Origin of the sequence: Marinifilum fragile JCM 15579 (assembly GCF_001310955.1) — a bacterium.
Lineage (GTDB): Bacteria > Bacteroidota > Bacteroidia > Bacteroidales > Marinifilaceae > Marinifilum > Marinifilum fragile.
Genome location: NZ_BAZX01000001.1, coordinates 81,224 through 101,518, shown reverse-complemented (window position 1 = coordinate 101,518; position 20,295 = coordinate 81,224). Strand labels below are relative to the sequence as shown.

The 20,295-nt window shown below is 35.1% G+C and carries 21 protein-coding genes; 15 read left to right on the top strand and 6 right to left on the bottom strand.

The genetic code is table 11. The annotated features are described in order from the left end of the window. Positions 1-26: 26 nt before the first annotated feature. Both JCM15579_RS00560 and udk read right to left on the bottom strand, forming a co-directional pair. Complete coding sequence (locus tag JCM15579_RS00560) at positions 27-749, bottom strand: 3'-5' exonuclease (protein ID WP_054714210.1); 723 nt, start codon at positions 747-749, stop codon at positions 27-29. Positions 750-832: 83 nt separating this feature from the next. Further along, a complete protein-coding gene (udk, locus tag JCM15579_RS00555) occupies positions 833-1,450 on the bottom strand; it encodes a uridine kinase (protein WP_054714207.1) in 618 nt (205 codons plus the stop codon). Positions 1,451-1,538: 88 nt separating this feature from the next. Here udk and JCM15579_RS00550 point away from each other — a divergent pair, with 88 nt between their 5' ends. The 14 genes from JCM15579_RS00550 (at position 1,539) to JCM15579_RS00485 (ending at position 13,110) form a co-directional block, all read left to right on the top strand. After that, complete coding sequence (locus JCM15579_RS00550; protein WP_054714205.1) at positions 1,539-1,841, top strand: Dabb family protein; 303 nt, start codon at positions 1,539-1,541, stop codon at positions 1,839-1,841. A 50-nt stretch (positions 1,842-1,891) separates the two neighbouring features. Then, a complete protein-coding gene (locus tag JCM15579_RS00545) occupies positions 1,892-2,872 on the top strand; it encodes a type I phosphomannose isomerase catalytic subunit (protein WP_054714204.1) in 981 nt (326 codons plus the stop codon). 130 nt (positions 2,873-3,002) lie between these two features. Beyond that, a complete protein-coding gene (gene yihA / locus JCM15579_RS00540) occupies positions 3,003-3,605 on the top strand; it encodes a ribosome biogenesis GTP-binding protein YihA/YsxC (RefSeq protein ID WP_054714201.1) in 603 nt (200 codons plus the stop codon). A 189-nt stretch (positions 3,606-3,794) separates the two neighbouring features. Then, a complete protein-coding gene (locus JCM15579_RS00535) occupies positions 3,795-4,727 on the top strand; it encodes a ribose-phosphate pyrophosphokinase (protein WP_054714198.1) in 933 nt (310 codons plus the stop codon). A gap of 115 nt (positions 4,728-4,842) precedes the next feature. Next, positions 4,843-5,421 carry a 50S ribosomal protein L25/general stress protein Ctc gene (locus JCM15579_RS00530; RefSeq protein ID WP_054714195.1) on the top strand — a complete coding sequence of 193 codons (579 nt, stop codon included), beginning with the start codon at positions 4,843-4,845 and terminating at the stop codon, positions 5,419-5,421. A 192-nt stretch (positions 5,422-5,613) separates the two neighbouring features. Further along, entirely contained in the window at positions 5,614-6,189 is a 576-nt protein-coding gene (pth, locus tag JCM15579_RS00525) for an aminoacyl-tRNA hydrolase (RefSeq protein WP_054714920.1), read from the top strand. Between the two features lie 10 nt (positions 6,190-6,199). Next, a complete protein-coding gene (locus JCM15579_RS00520) occupies positions 6,200-6,577 on the top strand; it encodes an RNA-binding S4 domain-containing protein (RefSeq protein WP_054714194.1) in 378 nt (125 codons plus the stop codon). A gap of 56 nt (positions 6,578-6,633) precedes the next feature. Next, positions 6,634-7,173 carry a DUF4924 family protein gene (locus tag JCM15579_RS00515; RefSeq protein WP_054714191.1) on the top strand — a complete coding sequence of 180 codons (540 nt, stop codon included), beginning with the start codon at positions 6,634-6,636 and terminating at the stop codon, positions 7,171-7,173. A gap of 46 nt (positions 7,174-7,219) precedes the next feature. Continuing rightward, complete coding sequence (locus JCM15579_RS00510; protein WP_054714189.1) at positions 7,220-8,059, top strand: DMT family transporter; 840 nt, start codon at positions 7,220-7,222, stop codon at positions 8,057-8,059. Positions 8,060-8,061: 2 nt separating this feature from the next. Beyond that, on the top strand, positions 8,062-9,585 hold the full coding sequence (lnt, locus tag JCM15579_RS00505; protein WP_054714186.1) for an apolipoprotein N-acyltransferase: 1,524 nt from the start codon (positions 8,062-8,064) through the stop codon (positions 9,583-9,585). 48 nt (positions 9,586-9,633) lie between these two features. Then, complete coding sequence (locus JCM15579_RS00500; RefSeq protein WP_054714183.1) at positions 9,634-10,677, top strand: hypothetical protein; 1,044 nt, start codon at positions 9,634-9,636, stop codon at positions 10,675-10,677. 328 nt (positions 10,678-11,005) lie between these two features. Beyond that, complete coding sequence (locus JCM15579_RS00495; protein ID WP_054714180.1) at positions 11,006-11,575, top strand: hypothetical protein; 570 nt, start codon at positions 11,006-11,008, stop codon at positions 11,573-11,575. Between the two features lie 150 nt (positions 11,576-11,725). Continuing rightward, complete coding sequence (locus tag JCM15579_RS00490) at positions 11,726-12,685, top strand: DUF4269 domain-containing protein (protein ID WP_054714177.1); 960 nt, start codon at positions 11,726-11,728, stop codon at positions 12,683-12,685. A gap of 113 nt (positions 12,686-12,798) precedes the next feature. After that, complete coding sequence (locus tag JCM15579_RS00485) at positions 12,799-13,110, top strand: two-CW domain-containing protein (protein ID WP_054714175.1); 312 nt, start codon at positions 12,799-12,801, stop codon at positions 13,108-13,110. Between the two features lie 186 nt (positions 13,111-13,296). Here JCM15579_RS00485 and JCM15579_RS00480 read toward each other — a convergent pair whose 3' ends face one another. The 4 genes from JCM15579_RS00480 to JCM15579_RS00465 form a co-directional block, all read right to left on the bottom strand. Further along, positions 13,297-14,688 (bottom strand): NAD(P)/FAD-dependent oxidoreductase, encoded by a 1,392-nt coding sequence (locus JCM15579_RS00480; protein WP_054714172.1) that lies wholly within the window; start codon positions 14,686-14,688, stop codon positions 13,297-13,299. Positions 14,689-14,868: 180 nt separating this feature from the next. Then, positions 14,869-16,866, bottom strand: a complete 1,998-nt coding sequence (locus JCM15579_RS00475) for a protein-disulfide reductase DsbD family protein (protein WP_054714169.1) — start codon at positions 16,864-16,866, stop codon at positions 14,869-14,871. Positions 16,867-16,985: 119 nt separating this feature from the next. Beyond that, complete coding sequence (locus tag JCM15579_RS00470) at positions 16,986-18,536, bottom strand: Rne/Rng family ribonuclease (RefSeq protein WP_054714166.1); 1,551 nt, start codon at positions 18,534-18,536, stop codon at positions 16,986-16,988. Between the two features lie 248 nt (positions 18,537-18,784). After that, positions 18,785-19,069, bottom strand: a complete 285-nt coding sequence (locus JCM15579_RS00465; protein WP_054714163.1) for an HU family DNA-binding protein — start codon at positions 19,067-19,069, stop codon at positions 18,785-18,787. 150 nt (positions 19,070-19,219) lie between these two features. On the opposite strand from JCM15579_RS00465, the gene mutY reads away from it, so the two are divergent. Further along, positions 19,220-20,269 carry an A/G-specific adenine glycosylase gene (gene mutY, locus JCM15579_RS00460; RefSeq protein ID WP_054714160.1) on the top strand — a complete coding sequence of 350 codons (1,050 nt, stop codon included), beginning with the start codon at positions 19,220-19,222 and terminating at the stop codon, positions 20,267-20,269. The last annotated feature ends 26 nt before the right edge of the window (positions 20,270-20,295 follow it).

Sequence of the window (20,295 nt, the reverse complement as noted above, 5' to 3'; positions counted from 1 at the left end):
AAATTATTGTACAATAACAAAGATTATTACAACAATACTCTTTCAAAATTTTCTTCCGGAATCAAATCTTCTCCTTGATATCGCAAAAACAGTTGGGCAGTTGCCAGAATATCCTTCTCACAATAAACTGCAATTCGCTCCAAATCTCCATCCTTCCAATACACTTCTCCCACCATCGATCCATCAATATCATCTTTTGGAGTTGGAATATTAAATACCTCGCAAAGTAAAGCCAGTGAAGTGTAATGTTTGTAATCACCAAATTTCCACAGTTCCATAGTGTCAATAAACTGCACTTCCCAAGGCTTTTTTCCAGCTATATCCAAAATATCTGGCAAGACTATTCCATTAATTAGCATCCGTCGGGCGATATATGGAAAATCGAATTCTTTCCCGTTGTGAGCACAAAGATTTCTGTAAGGTTTACTGCAAAATCGAGTGAGCATATCTGCAAATTCTTCAAGCAACAATCGTTCATTATCTCCATAAAAAGACTTGGCCACAAATTTGCGTCCGCCTTCTTTGTAAGTGATCATCCCTGTTGATATGCATACAATTTTACCAAATTCTGCATATATTCCAGCACGCTGATAAACATCAGCAGCTGATTCATCTTCTTTTCTAAAATAGTTGGATTTCTTCTCCCATAAATCCTGAAGTTTTGGAGATAATTGTTCAAAATCTTCAGTTCCTGAAACAGTTTCAATATCAATAAAAAGTAAACTGTCGGCTTTAATTTTATTAAGCATGGCAATGGCTTATCATAAACAAAGTGAAAAGTTATAAAAAAAGGAGACTCAAACAAAGCCTCCTTTCAATATATTATTAACAATTATAGTTTTACTATCAAATTCTTCTCAATAAAATGGGTAAGAATATTAATGGCAACTATATTATTCCCACCCTGAGGAACAATAATATCGGCATATCGTTTTGATGGTTCGATAAATTGCAAGTGCATTGGTTTTACCGTTTTTTCATAACGATCCAACACTTTATTTACCGATCTTCCACGTTCAATAATATCTCTTTTGATCACACGATTTAATCGATCATCAGCATCGCAATCAACAAATATTTTCAAATCCATTAAATCGCGAAGTTCCGGTTGTGTTAAAGCCAAAATTCCTTCAATAATCACAACTTCTTTAGGTTCTACCTTAATGGTTTCATCAGAACGTAAACAAGTTAGGTAAGAATAAATCGGTTGGTCAATCGCTTCTCCATTCCTAAGTTTTTTAATATGCTCTACCAATAACTCAAATTCAACTGATCGTGGATGATCAAAATTTATTTCCTGACGCTCTTCCAATGGCATGTGAGCATTATCTCTATAGTAAGAATCCTGTGGCAACACAGCCACTTCGCCTTGTGGCAATTTCTCTATTATTTTTCTGACAACTGTAGTTTTACCTGATCCGGTACCTCCTGCAATTCCAATAATCAACATGTTGTATGATATTTAGATGTTTGCTGCAAAATTGATACTTTTGCAATAATTCGGCAAGCAAATTACTAATTATTTAAAAAGAACTGAAATGATCAAACACATTGCAATGTTTAAGTTCAAGGCTTTCGAGTCTAAGGAGAAGGAGAAAATTTATCAGGAAAGATTAGTAAATGCCTTTGACGGTTTAGAGAATAAAATTCCCGAAATCAAATTTCTACAAATCGGCTTCGATCAATTAAAATCAGATGCTTCTTATGATTTTATTGTTAATGTTGACATTGAAAATCTGGACGCCTTATCGGTATATGCTCAACATCCAGATCATGTTAAAGCAGCTGAAGTGGTTAAAGAAATGGCAATTGACCGAAAAGTTATTGATTACGAATTTTAGTAGTCCCAAAAGCCACATAAACATCAATCAAATTATTTAATTGTACAAAAATGAGTTTGTATCCTTTAAAATTTCAGCCAATCCTAAAAGATAAAATTTGGGGAGGCAACAAATTAAAAACAGTTTTAAACAAAGATTTCGCTCCACTGCCAAATGCTGGAGAAAGCTGGGAAATATCTGGAGTTGAAGGAGATATCTCTGTTGTTAGTAATGGTAATCTTACTGGCAATAATCTTGAAGAGCTTATTGAAATTTACATGGGCGACCTGGTGGGAGATAAAGTATACGATCAATTTGGAATGGAATTTCCATTGTTGATTAAATTTATCGATGCCAATGATGTACTATCAATTCAGGTGCACCCGGATGATGAGCTTTCAAAAGAGAGACACAATGCCTTTGGAAAAACCGAAATGTGGTATGTGATTGAAGCCGATAAAGGATCTGAATTAATCGTAGGTTTCAATCAGGAAGTTGACAAGGCAAAGTATGTTGCCAAACTGGAAGAAGGCAAACTAGAGGAAATTCTGAACAACGAGCCAGTTAAAAAAGGAAGTTGTTTCTTTATTCCTGCAGGTAGAGTTCATGCCATTGGAAAAGGAATTCTATTGGCCGAAATCCAACAAACATCTGATGTAACCTATCGCATGTACGATTGGAACAGAACCGATGATCAGGGAAATCCAAGAGAATTGCATACTGAATTGGCTGTTGATGCTATAGATTATAGCTTTGAGAAAAAATACAGAACTGATTACGAAACAGAAATCAACAAGACTACAGAATTGGTTCGTTGTCCGTATTTTACAACCAATACTCTTGAGTTCGATAAACAAATTGAGAAAGATTACTCTCAGTTGGATTCTTTTGTAATTTACATGTGTTTGGATGGTAATTTTACTATTGAAAGTGAAGATGGAATTACTACTGAAGTTACCAAAGGTGAAACTATTTTAATTCCTGCGGCACTTGAAAATGTTATCCTATTCCCTAAGGGGAAAACTGAAATTCTTGAAGTTTATATCAAATAAAACTCATAAAATAAAATTGCCTCTTCTCCGCTGATTGAGAAGAGGTTTTTTATTTTCATTGAAACAAGAATAAATTTATTTCGGAAAATTTAAGAATCTGTATACCTTTGCGCACGAAAACGGAGAACCAATGAATATTACTGCAGCAGAATTCGTAATGTCTAACTCGGATGTTAAAAAATGTCCGAAACCAGATAAGCCAGAGTATGCCTTTATCGGGCGCTCGAATGTTGGAAAATCATCATTAATCAATATGATTACCAACAATAAAAATCTGGCAAAAACATCTTCGAAACCAGGTAAAACACAGTTAGTAAATCATTTCTTAATAAATAAGGAGTGGTATTTGGTAGATTTACCAGGATATGGATTCGCAAAAGTTGCAAAAAACACTAAACAGCGTTTTTCAAGATTAATATTTAAATACATCGAGAGCAGACCAAATTTGGTAAACCTTTTTGTGCTGGTTGATTCACGTCACGAACCTCAGACAAAGGATACTGAATTCATGGAATGGTTGGGTATTAACGGAATTCCTTTTTCAATCATTTTTACCAAAGCCGATAAACTAACAAAACGAAAACTTGGTGAAAGCATTGAAACTTATAAGAAAGTGATGCTTGAATCATGGGAAGAAATGCCTCCATATTTTATTAGTTCATCATCTAATGGTTTAGGTAAAGATGAAATTTTAAATTATATCGAAGAAACAATCAAGATGACACGGGATTAATACCGTAAAATAAATTCAAGGAAGATCTCTGCTAAAGATATCTTCTTTTTATTTTAGATAGGTGTAAACCCTATAGAAATCAATTGGTCAAAATATTTGCTGTTAAAGGATTTAATTCATTTTTTTGCGGCAATAATTTTTAAATTTGCACAATAAAACATATCTGATTTATAAACAAATAATACTTTAATGAAAGCCCCGATTAAAATCTTTGCTGGCTCGAACAGCGAACACCTAGCTGCTAAAATTGCAGAAGCTGCTGGTTTAAGTGTTGGAGAGTCTAGCATTATTAGATTCAGTGATGGAGAATTTGAAACTGCTTACGAAGAAACAGTTCGTGGAGCTCATGTTTTTATCGTTCAATCAACTTATCCTCCTACAGATAATTTGATGGAACTTCTATTGATGATTGATGCTGCAAAAAGAGCTTCGGCTTATAAAGTATGTGCAGTTATTCCTTACTTTGGTTTTGCTCGTCAGGATAGAAAAGATCGCCCAAGAGTAGCAATTGGAGCTAAATTGGTGGCAAACCTATTAATGGCTGCAGGTGTTGATCGTGTGATGACAATGGATTTACATGCAGATCAAATTCAGGGATTCTTTGATGTTCCAGTGGATCACCTTTATGGTTCTTCGGTTCTTCTTCCTTACGTTGAAGAATTAAAGCTTGATAATCTTGTGGTTGCTTCTCCTGATATGGGGGGTAGTAAGAGAGCACATGCATATGCAAAATACCTGCATGCTGATATGGCAATCTGTCACAAAAGAAGAGAAAAAGCAAATGTTGTAGGTGAAATGACAGCTATTGGTGAAGTTGATGGTAAAAATGTTGTGATTGTTGATGATATGATCGATACAGCTGGAACCATTACCAAAGCCGCTGACATGTTGAAAGAAAAAGGAGCAAAAAGTGTTAGAGCAATTGCTTCTCATGCTGTTCTTTCAGGTCCTGCTTACGAAAGAATTGAAAATTCTTCATTGGAAGAGGTGATTTTCACCAACTCAATTCCACTAAAAGAAGAATCTAGCAAGATTAAATCATTAAGTATTGCTGATATTTTCGCAAAAACAATCTTGAATGTTTACAATTGCGAATCAATCAGTTCCAATTTTATTTTATAATTATTATCTTTGCGCCGATTTTAGGTAAAATTATTATAAACGTGTGATGGGATATCAATTGAACCTTTTTACCGGGTGAAGATATTGTTATTGAGTAGCACAAAATTAATTTGAAATGAGAACATTAGAATTAAAAGGTTCTTTAAGAACTGACTTAGGAAAAAAAGCTACTAAAGCTTTACGTAGAGAAGAATTAGTTCCTTGTGAATTGTACGGTGGTGAAGAAAACATCCACTTTGCAGTTAGCGAGAAAGACTTGAACAAATTGCTTTATACTCCAGAAACTTTCATCGTAAAATTCGATATTGAAGGTAAAAAGTTTTCTGCAGTTATGAGAGAAGTTCAATTCCACGCTACTTCTGATAAAGCTCTTCACGCTGACTTTTTCGAAGTATTTGAAGACAAAGCTTTCGAAGTTCAGATTCCAATTAAAGTTGAAGGATTTGCGAAAGGTGTTCAAGCCGGTGGTAAATTGGCAGTTAACTTGAGAAAACTTAAAGTTAAAGGTTTAATGAAAGATCTTCCTGAATTCTTACCTATCAATGTAACTGAATTAGGTCTTGGTAAGAGCACTCAGATTAGAGAACTTGCTTTCGATAACCTTGAACTATTGAATGCTAAAAATGCCGTAGTTGTACAAGTTAAGCTTACAAGAGCTGCTCGTGCTGCTGCTCAGGCTGCTGCTCAGGCTTAATTGCTTGTTTAGTAAAAAATATAACCTCCCGGCTATTGGCTTGGGAGGTTTTTTAATACCAAATATTCTGATATCAAAAACACATCCTTAGTTTTAAACAATTATTCTAACTTTGGATTTGTTATGATACAGTTCCTTAAAAATATATGGGGAAAAATATCTTCCTCTGATAGTGATAAAAAATTTGATCCAATGAAATATCTGGTTGTGGGTTTAGGAAATATTGGTACAGAATATCACAATACCCGACACAATATTGGTTTTAGCATTTTAGATGCACTTGCAGAAACTGCAAAGATTGAATTTAAAGATGCTCGTTACGGAGCGATGTGCGAATATAAATTTAAGGGCAGAACATATGTTCTTGTAAAACCAAGCACTTATATGAATCTTAGTGGGAAAGCTGTTAATTACTGGTTACAGAAGGAGAAAATTCCTGTTGAAAACATGATGATATTAGTAGATGATCTTGCTTTGCCATTTGGAACTTTGCGTTTGAGACCAAAAGGCAGCGATGCTGGACATAACGGCTTGAAGCACATTAATGAAACATTAGGACATCAAAACTATGCTCGCCTTCGCTTTGGCATTGGCGATGATTTTCACAAAGGTCAGCAAGTAGACTATGTTTTGGGAAAATGGACCGAAGAAGAATCTGAAAAATTACCTGAGTTGTACAAAATCTGTATCAACATGATTAAAGGAATGAGTACAATTGGGATTCAAAGAACCATGACAGCTTATAATACCAAGAAAAACGGTAAATAGACCCCAAGATATGGACGATAAGGTAAGAGTTGACAAATGGATGTGGGCAGTTCGAATTTTCAAAACTCGCAGCATGGCCGCCGAAGCTTGTAAAAAAGGAAAGGTGACCATAGATGGGGTTACAATTAAGCCTTCGAGAGAAGTAAAATTGAACGAAAAAATCGATATTCGCGTTCCTCCCATTATCCGAAGTTATCGTGTTAAAGCAATATCTGGCAAAAGAATGTCGGCTAAACTAGCAGTTGATTTTGTAGAGGACATTACAGCACAAGAACAGCTGGATTTACTAAATGCAACCAAAAATTTTGGCTTTGAACAACGCCAAAGAGGAACCGGTCGTCCTACAAAACTAGAACGTCGCTTGATAGACAAGCTGAAAAAAGGATAATAATACAACGAACAGTGAGCAGTAATAACTGTTAATTGTTAACTGATAATCGTATCATGATAATAGCACAGGAAAAAAGAAAAACCAATTTGGCCGAGTACATTTTATACATGTGGCAAGTTGAAGATATATTAAGAGCTTATAAATTCGATATTGAAGCTGTAGATAAAAACATCATTTCTCAGTTCAAACAAGATGATGAAAAGCATCAGGAAATCAAAGCCTGGTACGAAAACTTGATTGAGATGATGAAAATTGAAAAAGTGGAAGAACGTGGGCATTTGCAAATTCTAAAAAACAATGTAAATGAACTATTCGATTTTCATTTGCATCTTTTGAACAACAAAAAGGACGCTGCTTACATAAGTCTATTCGAAAAAGCTGCAGGTAACATTGCCGAATTTCGCCAAAAATCGCAAGCTAAGGAAGAAAACAACGACATTGAAGTTTGCCTAACTGCTTTGTATGGCATTTTAATGCTAAAGCTTCAACAAAAAGAAATCTCGAAAGAAACAATTGCTGCTGTTACAACTTTTAGCCAGTTAATTTCAGATTTAACTGCTAAATACAAAGCTTTCGAGGAAGAAAAAGAATAACATCAAGCTCTTAAATATCTATGGAAGGATCAAACAAAAACAGCAATTGGTTTTTACTCTTATTGGTATCATTCATTTGGGGCAGCCATATATTTTAAGGGAAATTGCCTTAAAAAGTTTTAGCCACGATCAGGTTGCTGCCTTTCAGGTTTTTCTGTCTTTTTTACTCTTTCTTCCATTAATATTTAAGAATTTTAAAAAGCTTGGCAAGGATAATATTATTCCATTAATATTATCAGGATTGACTGGTAATATTGGTCCCTCCTACTTTTTTGCCAAAGCTCAAACCTTAATCAGTTCCTCAATTGCTGGTATGCTAACTGCCATGCTACCAACAATCACTTTATTAATGGCAATCCTATTATTTAAGAACAAAACCAACATAAAAATAATCGGAGGTATTTTACTTGGTTTCGCAGGAACATTAATCATCATCTTTTCTGGTGAGTCTCATGGAACTACGCATTTGTTTGGAATTTTCTATGTTTTTATGGCCATGGTTTCGGTTGCTACCAGTATTAACATTATTAGCTTTGCCTTACCAAAATTAACAGGTACTGAAATTGCATCTTTAGCATTTCTTTTTGTTGGACCTATGGCAGGTTCTTATTTGGCATTTACGGATCTTAGTGCACCATTAGCGGCCGAAAATTTCACCAATAGTGCTTTAATGCTTACCCTGTTGGCTTTACTAACTTTTGCTGGAGTGATATTCTACAATCGCCTCATCAAACAGTCGTCGCACGTTTTTGCAGCTTCCATTGCCTATCTTATTCCAATAGTGGCAATTTTCTGGGGAATTGTAATCGGAGGAGATCAAATTACATTGGCACAAATCGCATCAATTATCATTATCTTAGTGGGAGTTAATCTAACACACCGATAATTGTGAATAAAAACATTCTGCTTGCCTTAAGTTCAGGAATCCTTCTTGGAATTCCTTTTTGTATTCCTTCACTCTTTTTCCTGATACTATTTGCATGGATTCCATTGCTGTTTCTGGAAGAAAAACTTAAAGGTCATCACAATCCATATTTACTTTTCAACTACACATTTCTAAGTTTTACAGTCTGGAATGTAATGGCTTATTGGTGGGTAGCACAAGCACATATTTTAGGAGTAATTCTAATCATTTCAATAAATTCTATGTTGCTGGCACTGATATTTTGGTTGATCAGTAAAGCCAGACAAAGCTTGCACATTTCCATACTTCTTCCATTTATAATTATTTGGTTAGGCTTTGAATATTTTCACACACAGTGGGATTTAGCCTGGCCATGGTTAAATCTGGGCAATGCATTTGCCTCTGCTCCTTCCTGGATACAATGGTATGAATTCACCGGAACCAGAGGTGGTAGTTTGTGGATCATCCTCATCAACTATAGCATTTTTGAAATCATCCGACGAGAAAAGGATTTTAGCTATTCGCAAGTATTCATTTTATTGGTCTTGTTTGGAATTCCTCTTCTTTATTCTTCCGTCGGAAATGATATCAAGCCCGAAAACACTTCAGCCAATCGCACATTTGCATTAATTCAACCCAATCTCGATCCTTATACCGAAAAGTTTGTCCCTGAAAATGAGAAAAAATATTTTAATGATTTCATCAGGTCGGCTGATTCTATTTGTAATGTAGATGCTCCAGATTTCTTATTTGGTCCTGAAACTTTAATCCTTCAATCAATAGACGAAAAAAATCCGAATACCTCGGAATACTGCCAACAACTGTCCGCCTTGAAGGAAAAATATCCTAAAACCAATTTTCTAATTGGAGTGCACAGTAAGATTGATGATAAATCCTTTAATTCGGCACTTTTAATCAGCGATTCTGTTCCTCAGTTCTATCACAAAACCAAATTAGTTCCCATGTTCGAACGAATACCTTTCGACAAATATTTGGGATTTCTGAATAAATATTCGCTCGAAATAGGAGGATACAACGGAACCTACAGCAGTAGAAATGAAACCAATTACTTTATGGCCGATTCAACTGCAATTGTTCCCGTGGTTTGCTTTGAATCTATTTTTGGTGATTACTGCGCAAAGCGTATTCCTGAATCGAATGGATTTATATGCATGATAACCAATGATGGCTGGTGGAAAAACACTCCTGGCTATATGCATCATTTTAACTTTAGCCGTATTAGAGCCATTGAAACTCGTCGCGATTATATTCGTGTAGCCAATAATGGAATTTCTGCTCATATCAACTCCAAAGGCACGATAATTGCTAAAACAAGTTGGTGGAACAAAACAAAACTTAGTGGAAATCTGAGTTTATTAAGTGGAAGAACTTTTTATTCTGAGCATGGAGATTACATTGGCCGAACTTGCCTGTTCTTTGCCTTGCTTCTCTTAATCTTTGTTAAAATTCGCACTTATACACTTCGATTATCAGGAAGAAAGTTTTAATTCCATTAATTTTGACGGAACTATTTTAAAACTAAAATTACACACAATATGTATCGATTATTACTTGCCTTACTAACTGTTTGCATGATAAGCGGAACTCTTAGCGCAGCAAAAAACAAGAAAATTGACAAGACATTCAAATCAATTGAAAATCTGAAAATAGATGCCCATTACGGAAAAGTTCAGGTTAAAAATTGGGATAAAGATGAAATTCATTTCGAAATTTTAATCACGGTTGACGGATCAAACGAAGACAAGAACGAAACCATGGTTGAAAACATCAATATCGATTTTACTGAGGGAGGTCAACAGCTGGTAGCTCAAACGGTTTTGGGAGATTTCTTTTCCCTTAAGAAACTGACTAACTCTTTGTTCAACAAGGGTAAAATTAAGATTTCGTACACAGTGCAAATGCCTGCTTCTGTAAATCTTGAAATTATTCAGAGAAATGGTGATGTGTTCCTGGATGATCACAATGCCAAGTTTAGCTTGGATCAAAACAGTGGAAACTTCACCGCCAATAGCTTAAATGGCAACAACAACTTAAAGCTTTCCAATGTAAATGTAAAAATCAATCAACTTGCAAACACAGAATTGGATGCTGCTGGTTCTGAATTTAAAATTGAGAATGCCAATAAAATATCAGGAGAAAGCCGTGATTCTGAATACACCATTCAGGTAATCGACAACCTAAACATTAAATCGGCACGCGATAAATTCGATATAAAAGAGATTGAAACACTGTACGGAACTTCGAACTTTACCAAATTTGAAATTGCACAATTGGGTGATGAAATAGACTATGAATTAAAATTCGGTCACATCAATGTTTTCAACATCAACAACATGTTCTCATTCATTAAGCTTGATTCTAAATATGGCCACATTGGCTTAAGCTTTATGGAAGGTTGCAACATCAATTACGAAATCAATCACAAATCAGTGAAATTCGATAACTCGAATGATTTTACTTTAAAGAATGAAGAAACAGCCGATAAAAACACCTATGTAGCCAAAGGTAAAATTGGTTCGAAGAAATCAATCTCGAAATTGAATATTCGCGCTAACAATTGTAAGATGAGATTAGAATAAACTCCTCAAAAGGATATATAAAAACGACCAATTACTGCTGGGATTGGTCGTTTTTTTATGCTTTTTACTGCCCCAGATAGCAATAGACTACAAAAACTCGCAACTTGTAAACACTTTTATAGCAAAAGGGAAACGATTTGTAGCTTAAATGAATGCATCGGATTTTGTGTCAATCCGTTCATATGAATGGCAAAAATTCTACTGACCAAAGCTCAACTAGTATATCTATATTGACGAAGCTTTCTCTTCTAAATTAGCATTTTAACATCTTTTAAGTCCTCTGCAAGTTCCTTTTTATTATATTCAAGCGAATTAAAAACATTACTATATGAAAAGAATACTCGCAATAACAATACTATGTCTGCTTTTAACCAGTGCATTTGCACAGAAAAACCTAAAGAGTACTTTCGAAAAAGATTTAATCAGTTATACCACTGCTTTTAACAACAAACAATGGGACGTTGTAACTGAAATGATGTATCCTCGCATTTTTGAGATGATGAGCAAGGACAATATGATCATGGTCATGCAAGGAATGGACAATATGGGCGTTAAAATGACTACCGATTTTAAATCCATCGATAGAATTTCAAATGTAGTTGAATCGGGCACCCAGAAATACTGTAAAATCCATTACTATGGCATTGTAAAAGTAAAACTCTCAGGATTAATGTCGCAGGGTTCTTCGCTTGTTCAACCTAAATTTGAACAAGAGTTTGGTAAAGAGAATGTGAAGTATAACGAGGAAAGCAATTCTTTTACCATACAGGCTCATCGATCAATGGTTGCCATTGCCAATAAAAAATCCAGCGATTGGAAATACATCGATATCAATTCGCCACAAGCTAAAGGATTACAAAATTTGATTCCAGAACATGTGAAGAGGCAGTTGAGGTAAGATTCTTACCTCATCCCGATAAATCATTTTAAAGGAGATTTATCCTGCAGAAATCATACTTTAATAAATATTGAACTATTGGAATATATACAGATTTCAATTATATTAGAATTACACGAAAGAAATACAAGAACAATCTAAAAACACACTATGAAAATATACTTCTCAGGATCGATCCGAGGTGGCCAAGAGGACGCTGAAATCTACAAACAGATTATTGATGAATTAAAAAAATATGGCAATGTGCTAACAGAGCATATTGGCTCAAAGGTTCAAGATACCAATTTATCTGATGAAGAAATTCACGACCGAGATTTAAAATGGGTCATGGAAGCAGATGTTGTAGTAGCTGAGGTAACTACTCCTTCGCTTGGTGTCGGTTACGAAATTGGTCGCGCAGCCGAATTCAATAAACCAATTATCTGTTTGTATCGAAAAGATGGCAAAAAACAGGTTTCAGCAATGATAGCAGGTTGCTCTCAGGTAAAAAGTTTCGAATATTCAAAAATTGAGGATACCAAACAAATACTAGCTGAACAATTTCGCGATATCAATAAAGACTGGAGAAATATCAATTACTTAAAGGATGGATCGCCAGTGCAGGTAAAAGCATATAACTGCCTTACCAAGCTAGGAATTTTAGATTCTTTGGCAGAATATAATCCAACTTTAACCGGTACTATTCCAATTGGCATATCTGTAAAAGAAAGCGATTTGGATATTGCTTGTAGATTTTTTGATGCCGACCGCTTTGAACGTGTTGTGGAATCCATTTACGGAAAGCAGAAAGATTTTAAAATCGAGCAAAAAGAAAAAGCTGGTTATTGGGTGGTAGTTGCAAATTTTAAATATGAGGGTTTCGATATCGAAATTTATGGTTCTGCATATCCTGTAGTAGCGCAGAATTCGTATCGACACATGTTGATTGAAGATCGTATTTTAAAACTTTTAGGTGAAGATTTTAATAAAGAAGTGGTAAAATTGAAAGAAACAGGTGTTAAAACAGAACCTGCTTTTGCTGATTTGCTAAATCTGGAAGGTGATCCTTTTAATGAGCTATTGAAGCTTGAATCCTATAGTGATCGAGAAATCAAAAAACTTTGGAAGTAAAAATTCAAATTCTTAAACCAGAGATTGGTTTACCCTAAAATAAGTATCCTTTATCAAATCGATATCCGAGTTAATGCAAGGATATTTATTTTTGGTCGGGAGAACTGTAGAAAATGACAAAATTAAATTGTTGGGAATATTTTAAGTGTGGGAGAGAAATTGGAGGTGTTAATACCAATGAATTAGGTATTTGTCCTGCAAGTATAAAATTTGAAAACACTGGAGTTAATAACGGATTAAAAGCAGGAAGAAGCTGCTGGACAGTGGAAGGAACTTTATGCAATAAAAGCATTCAAGGCGAAATTGAAGAAAAGCTTTTAGGATGCATCAATTGTAGCTTTTTTAAGATGGTTGACAATGAAGAAAGTCGTGCTTTTGTTTTATTAAATAAGGAACTTATTAAAAAAAGTAAAAGGAATGTTTAAGTTTTGTTGCGTAATTTTTCAAGAACCTTGTTAGATTACTATGCTGCACTAAATACAACTCATATTTTCCAATCCAAATAATCTTTAAAAATCAATTGAAGGACTTGGTTTAGGACTTTCTAAAAAGCATAAAAAAGCTTGGCTACATATTAGTAGCCAAGCTTTTTGCATTATACTATATTCGATTTAGAGCTTTTTAAGCAACTCTCTTGCAATTACAACTCCATTAACCGAAGCTTGCATTAAACCTCGTGTAATACCTGCTCCATCACCACCTAAGTATAGATTCTTCACCGATGTTGATTGAAAGCTTTCGTCCACTTTCGTGATATTGCTATAAAATTTTACTTCTACACCATACAGTAAAGTTTCATCAGAAGCCAAGCCAGGCGTTACTTTATCCAAAGCGTAAATCATTTCCTCGATATCCTTTAGGATACGATGTGGCAACACCAAACTCAAATCACCTGGCACTGCATCTTTCAAAGTTGGAATAATGTTATTTCGATACAATCTATTGGAGGTCGTTCTGCGTCCGCGAACCAAGTCACCAAATCGTTGTACTAAAATTTGGTTATTGGTTAGCATGTTGGCCAACCTGGCAATGTGCTTACCATACTCAATGGGTGCTTTAAAAGGCTCGGTAAACTTTTGCGATACCAATAAGGCAAAGTTGGTATTATCACTCTTCAGGTCCTTGTAACTATGTCCATTTACAACTGCCAAATCACCATCGTAATACTCCGAAGAAACAAATCCTCCGGGATTACTACAGAAAGTTCTCACCTTGTCATCAAAAGTTTGAGTATAGTGAATTAATTTTGCCTCGTAAAAGTTCTCATTAATATCCTGCATGATTTCGTTTCTGCACTCAACACGCACACCTATATCAACAACCCCCACCTCGGTAGAAATACTTTCTTTGCTACACTCTTTCATTAGCCAATCCGCACCATCTCTACCAACCGAAACCATTACCAAATCGCCATAATAGCTTCCTTTTCCATTCTTAACTCCCTGAATTTTATCTCCTTCTAAAATTAAGCTTTCCACAGCACAATTAAACTGTACCTCAACTCCCTTTGATGTTACATACTCATACAAACGCTTGTACAAATCCTGTGCTTTTTCGGTTCCCAAGTGACGAACCGGACAGTGAACCAATTTCAAATTCGACTCAATGGCCTTGCGACGAATATTCTCCATAGCAGGAGTTAATTTTTCACCATGAATATCAGTTGCTGCACCAAATTCCAGATAAATCTTATCGGTATAAGCAATCAAATCAATGGTTTCTTCAACTCCCAAATAATCAGGAAGAGTTCCACCTACTTCGTGCGATAAAGACAATTTCCCATCAGAGAATGCACCTGCACCTGCCCAACCAGTAGTAATGCTACAAGGTTTACAGTGCACACAGGTTCCACCATTGGTGTGTTTCGGACAAGATCTTTTGTCCATTCCCCTACCCTTTTCAAGGATTAAGATTTTTAAGTCGTCTCGATTTTTTACTAATTCGTAAGCACAAAAAATACCGGCTGGACCGGCTCCGACAATAATCACATCGTATTTTTCCATACGTTATTTAAATTTTTAAAAGATTAAAGCGGCTTACCATTTTTTTCGAAAGGCAAACTTTCAAAAATAGGAATTCTTTTTAAATGAGAGAATGGTTTAAACTTATAATGAGTATAAATATCAGGCAAATAAAAACCGGAACATATTGATGCTCCGGTTCTTTATCATTCAATTCTTATTTTATCTTTTGGTAAACTCTTTTTTCCCGTTCTCTAGGAACTCAAGGAATTTGTCTGCATTCAGGTCGTATGCTCGTGGCTCTACCAGCGTATTTTCATCATGATCTAAAAGCACATAATAAGGTTGTGCATTTACACCGAATCTTGTAATCTGAAAATCGGCATATTTCTTTCCCAATGTCTTTTTAACTTTTCCATCATAGGTGGAAGTTGCCCAATCTTCCTCCGGTAATTTCTGTTTGTCATCCACATATAATGCAATAATTACATAATCCTCCCTTAGTACTTTTTGCACTCGGGCATCCGACCAAACATTGGCTTCCATTTCACGACAGTTCACACAACCGTGTCCAGTAAAATCGATAAAAATAGGCTTATTTTGCTCCTTTGCACAAGCCAATCCTTGCTCAAAATCGAAATACCCTTTTAAGCCATGTGGCAAATGCAATTTATCTGCGTATTTTGGTGTTCCACAAATCTCATTTTTGCCATCTTTAAAACTGGCTCCAGATTGATCACGCACTATGGCAGAGATATCAAAATCTTGTGTGGTTTGTGGTGGCAAATAACCTGAAATGGCCTTTAAAGGAGCTCCGAACATTCCCGGAACCATGTATACTACAAATGAAAATGAACAAATTGCTAGCATTAATCTTGGTACCGATATGTATTTTAAATCACTATCGTGACTGAACTTTAATTTACCAAGCAGGTAGAATCCCATTAAAGTGAATATTACAATCCAGATTCCCAGATAAACTTCTCTATCCAAAATTCCCCAATGGTAAGTTTGATCGGCAATACTTAAAAATTTCAGACCTAAAGCAAGTTCTAAAAAGCCTAAAACTACCTTAACCGAATTCAACCACCCACCAGATTTTGGAAGGTTATTCAACCATGAAGGGAAAATGGCAAAAAGTGTAAAAGGCAATGCAAATGCCAATGAGAATCCAAACATCCCAACAATTGGCTCCAAAACCTCTCCTCCTGCCGATTGCACCAAAATAGAACCTACAATTGGCCCTGTACAAGAAAATGAAACCAATACAAGTGTAAATGCCATGAAGAAAGACCCAGCCAATCCTCCCTGATCCTCTTTTGCAACAGATTTGTTCACCAACCATGATGGCATAGTAATTTCAAACATTCCAAAGAATGAAAAAGCAAACACGAAGAAAATGGCAAAGAAAATGACATTAGGAATCCAATGTGTACTCAACCAATTGGCAAAATCAGCCCCCAAAGTAATGGCTACAATGGTTCCAATAATGGTATAAATACCAATGATCGAAACTCCATAAAACACAGCATTGAAAATGGCTTTTTTTCTGTTCTCTGAACTGTGCATAAAGAATGAAACGGTCATTGGGATCATTGGAAACACACAAGGAGTAAGCAAGGCTATCAAACCAAAAGTAAAAGCAATAAAAAACAATGACCACAAGGAAGAGTATTCCTTTCTTGGATTTTTCATTGCATTAATTTTTTCCTTTTCTGCTTTTACAGGTGTTCCATCAACTCGACTTGATACTGTACTACCCTCATTAATAGCAAACTCGAAGTCAGGAGTAAACAACACACACTCCCCTTCTCTACAAGTTTGATATTCCATCTCGCCTGTAATGGTAAATGCTGCATTGGATAGGACTTTGATTTTTTGCTTTAAGATTGCTTCATGCTCAAAATATTCGATATTCATTTCAAATATTTCGTCGAAAGATTTTTTGGCTTTGGTAATTTCTTGTACTTCTCCAATGCGTTCATAATTATCCGATTCTTCAAAAGTAAAAGTCAAACGAACCGGTCCTCCATCTTCGAAATGTTGTGAATACAGATGCCAATCTTGATCTATTTGTGCTTTAAAGACAAGATTAAATTCCGTATCACTTAATTTTTCAGTAGTAAATTCCCAGGAAACAGTTTCTAAAATTTGTGCTTGTGTGCTTAAGAAACTTGTAAGGAGTATTCCCAGAAGTAAGGTGAGAATTTTTTGCTTCATATGGTTTAGTTTTTTACTATAATGCATATAAAATTAGCATTATAAGCAAATTACACCAAACCATATTATCCTCTTAACAGTTATTTAAGAGGATTTTACCATATGTATTTACAGAATGATTATAGTTCGATTTCCTGATTGTTGTCATCGAAAATCTTAAATCCCAATAAATCGTATGAAGGAATTTCAATTACCGCCAATTTAATTCCAAGCTTTGATTGCCATTCACGACGTAATGTCTTCCAGAAACCTTTATTGATATATGCAGCTACAAATGGATGAACTTTTAGTGTTAGCTTCTTTTCACCACTATCTGCAACCGACTTTAACTTTTCTTCAATTTGATCAGTTAATAAAACTGCTGGTGATATTTTTCCTGAACCAAGACAAGTAGGACAAGTTTCCTGTATCTCGATGTTCATTTCAGGGCGAACGCGCTGGCGAGTAATTTGCATCAAACCAAACTTACTTAAAGGCAAGATATTGTGTTTGGTTCTATCCAATCCCATCACCTCTTTCATACGTTCAAAAACCTTCTGGCGATTCTCTGCTGAATGCATATCGATAAAATCAACAACAATAATTCCACCCATATCGCGCAGGCGAAGCTGACGAGCAATTTCATCTGCTGCTGCAAGATTCACCTCAACGGCATTTGTTTCCTGATCGTTTCCTGCTTTCGAACGGTTTCCACTATTCACGTCAATAACATGGAAGGCTTCGGTATGTTCAATGATAAGGTAGGCTCCGTTTTTAAAAGAAACAGTTTTACCAAATGAAGATTTAATTTGTTTATCAACACCCAACTGGTCAAAAATTGGCATATCACCAGTAACATGCTTTACAATTTTTGATTTTTCAGGAGCGATCCCTGCAATGTAGTTTTTAATATCCTTGGCAGCACTTGCATCATTTACATAGATATTTTCGAATGATGAATTCAAAATATCACGCAAAATAGCAGTGGTTCTATCCATTTCACCCAAAATCAATTTTGGAGGATGCATATCTCTGATATGTTGGAAACTTCCTTCCCATTTTTCTACCAAAGATCGAAGTTCTTGATCCAATTCAGCAACGCGTTTCCCCTCAGCAACAGTTCTTACAATAATCCCGTAATTTTTAGGCCTTATGCTTTGAAGCAGCTGACGCAAACGGCTTTTCTCTTCGGTTGACTTGATTTTCTGAGAAATAGATACTTTATCCGAAAAAGGAATCAGAACAATATTTCGTCCTGCAATGGATATCTCCGAGCAAAGTCTCGGTCCTTTTGTAGAAATTGGTTCCTTGGCAACCTGCACCAGAATGTATTGTCCCGACTTAAGAACATCGGACATTTTACCATTCTTATCAATGTCCTGTTCCAATCTCATTTTCGAGATGGACAGATTACGACCTTTCCTTGCCAAGGCCTGTTGTAAGAATTTATTTAGTGAACGGAATTGATGTCCCAGATCCAGATAATGCAAAAAAGCATCTTTCTCATACCCAACATCAATGAATGCAGCATTCAACCCGGGCATAATCTTCTTTACTTTTCCCAAATATATATCTCCTACCGCAAACTGAAGATTACTTTTTTCTCTGGTTAGTTCAACCAATTGTTTGTTGCTAAGCAGAGCAATTACAATTTCATTAGGGTTTACATCAATTACAAGCTCGTTACTCACTATTTAAATTCTTCTTATTTTTATTAAAGGTAATCAGTTCTTACAAATAGATAAACCTAAAGTACTAAAAAGTTCTTTAGGTTTATTTATTTTGTTCTTACAAACAAGCTATAAGAAAACTATTTCTTCTTCTTATGACGATTTTTTCTTAGTCTTTTCTTACGCTTGTGCGTAGCCATCTTATGTCTTTTTCTTTTCTTTCCGCTAGGCATAACTTCGAATTATTTAATGAATTTAAAAATCTAAAACTACTTTACGTTAGTCTTCACTTTACTTACGAAAGTTTTCGCAGGCTTGAAAGCTGGAATAAAGTGTTCAGGGATTATAATTGTAGTGTTTTTAGAAATGTTTCTTGCAGTTTTCTCTGCTCTTTTCTTAACGATAAAACTTCCGAAACCTCTCAAATACACATTCTTTCCTTTTACTAATGAACCTTTAATTGTATCCATGAAAGCTTCTACAGTTTTCTGAACTGTAATTTTCTCAATTCCTGTGTTTTTAGAAATCTCGTTAACAATATCTGCTTTAGTCATCTCTTAAAAAATCTTTAATTATCAATTATTTACAACATCATTTCCTCAAATCAGATTGCAAATATATAAGATTTCCAGTTATTAACGAAATCGAAAACAAATATTTTTACGCATTTTTGAAAAAAATTGAATCATACATTTTTTTTCGAGATGCTTAATAACCAAATCATAAACTGGTATTGCGAGAACAAACGCGACCTTCCTTGGCGAAATACAAGGGATCCATATCTAATATGGATTTCTGAAATCATGTTACAACAAACCAGAGTTGTCACAGCAATTGACTATTATTACAAATTTACAAAAAGGTTTCCAACTGTAATAGATTTAGCTTTAGCAGATGAGCAAGAAGTTTTGAATTTATGGCAAGGTCTGGGATATTATTCCAGAGCCAGGAACCTTCATCATGCGGCAAAAACAATTTATACCATATATAAAGGTGTATTTCCGAACACTTATAAAGAAATTCTTGCTTTAAAAGGCGTAGGCACATACACTGCTGCTGCAATCTCATCTTTTGCATTCAATTTACCTTATGCGGCAATAGATGGTAATGTTTATAGAGTACTTGCCAGATTGTTTGGTATAGAAACCCCCATTGATAGTACTGAAGGGAAAAAATTATTTCAAAATATTGCTACTGAAACTATGGGCAATGCAAGACCTGAAATTTACAATCAGGCAATGATCGAATTTGGTGCATTACAATGCACTCCTAAGTCGCCCAACTGTAGCAATTGTCCTTTAAATTCTAATTGTTTTGCTTACAATTCAAATATGGTAGATCAATTGCCTGTAAAGAGCAAACAAATTAAGCCGAAGAATCGATATTTTTACTATTTGTTCCTATCTTGTTCGGGTCGTTTTGCCATTGAAAAAAGAGAGGGAAAAGATATTTGGAAAAATATGTATCAATATCCCCTTATTGAGAGTAATACTGAACTTTCAACTGAGCAATTGTTACAATCAGATCAATGGAAAGAGATTTTTGATTCTTCCAATTTGGTAATACAATCAATTAGTGATAATATCGTGCACAAATTAACGCATCAGAATATCAATACCAAGTTCATCCATATTGATATTGGTGCTAAGGAAATCAAAATTTTCAAAAGGTTTATTTTTGTAAATAAAATGGAATCGGAAAAATATCCATTTCCTAAATTAATTAACAATCACATTTTAAATGCTGATTTTTAAAATAAGCCTTAAATATATTATGATAC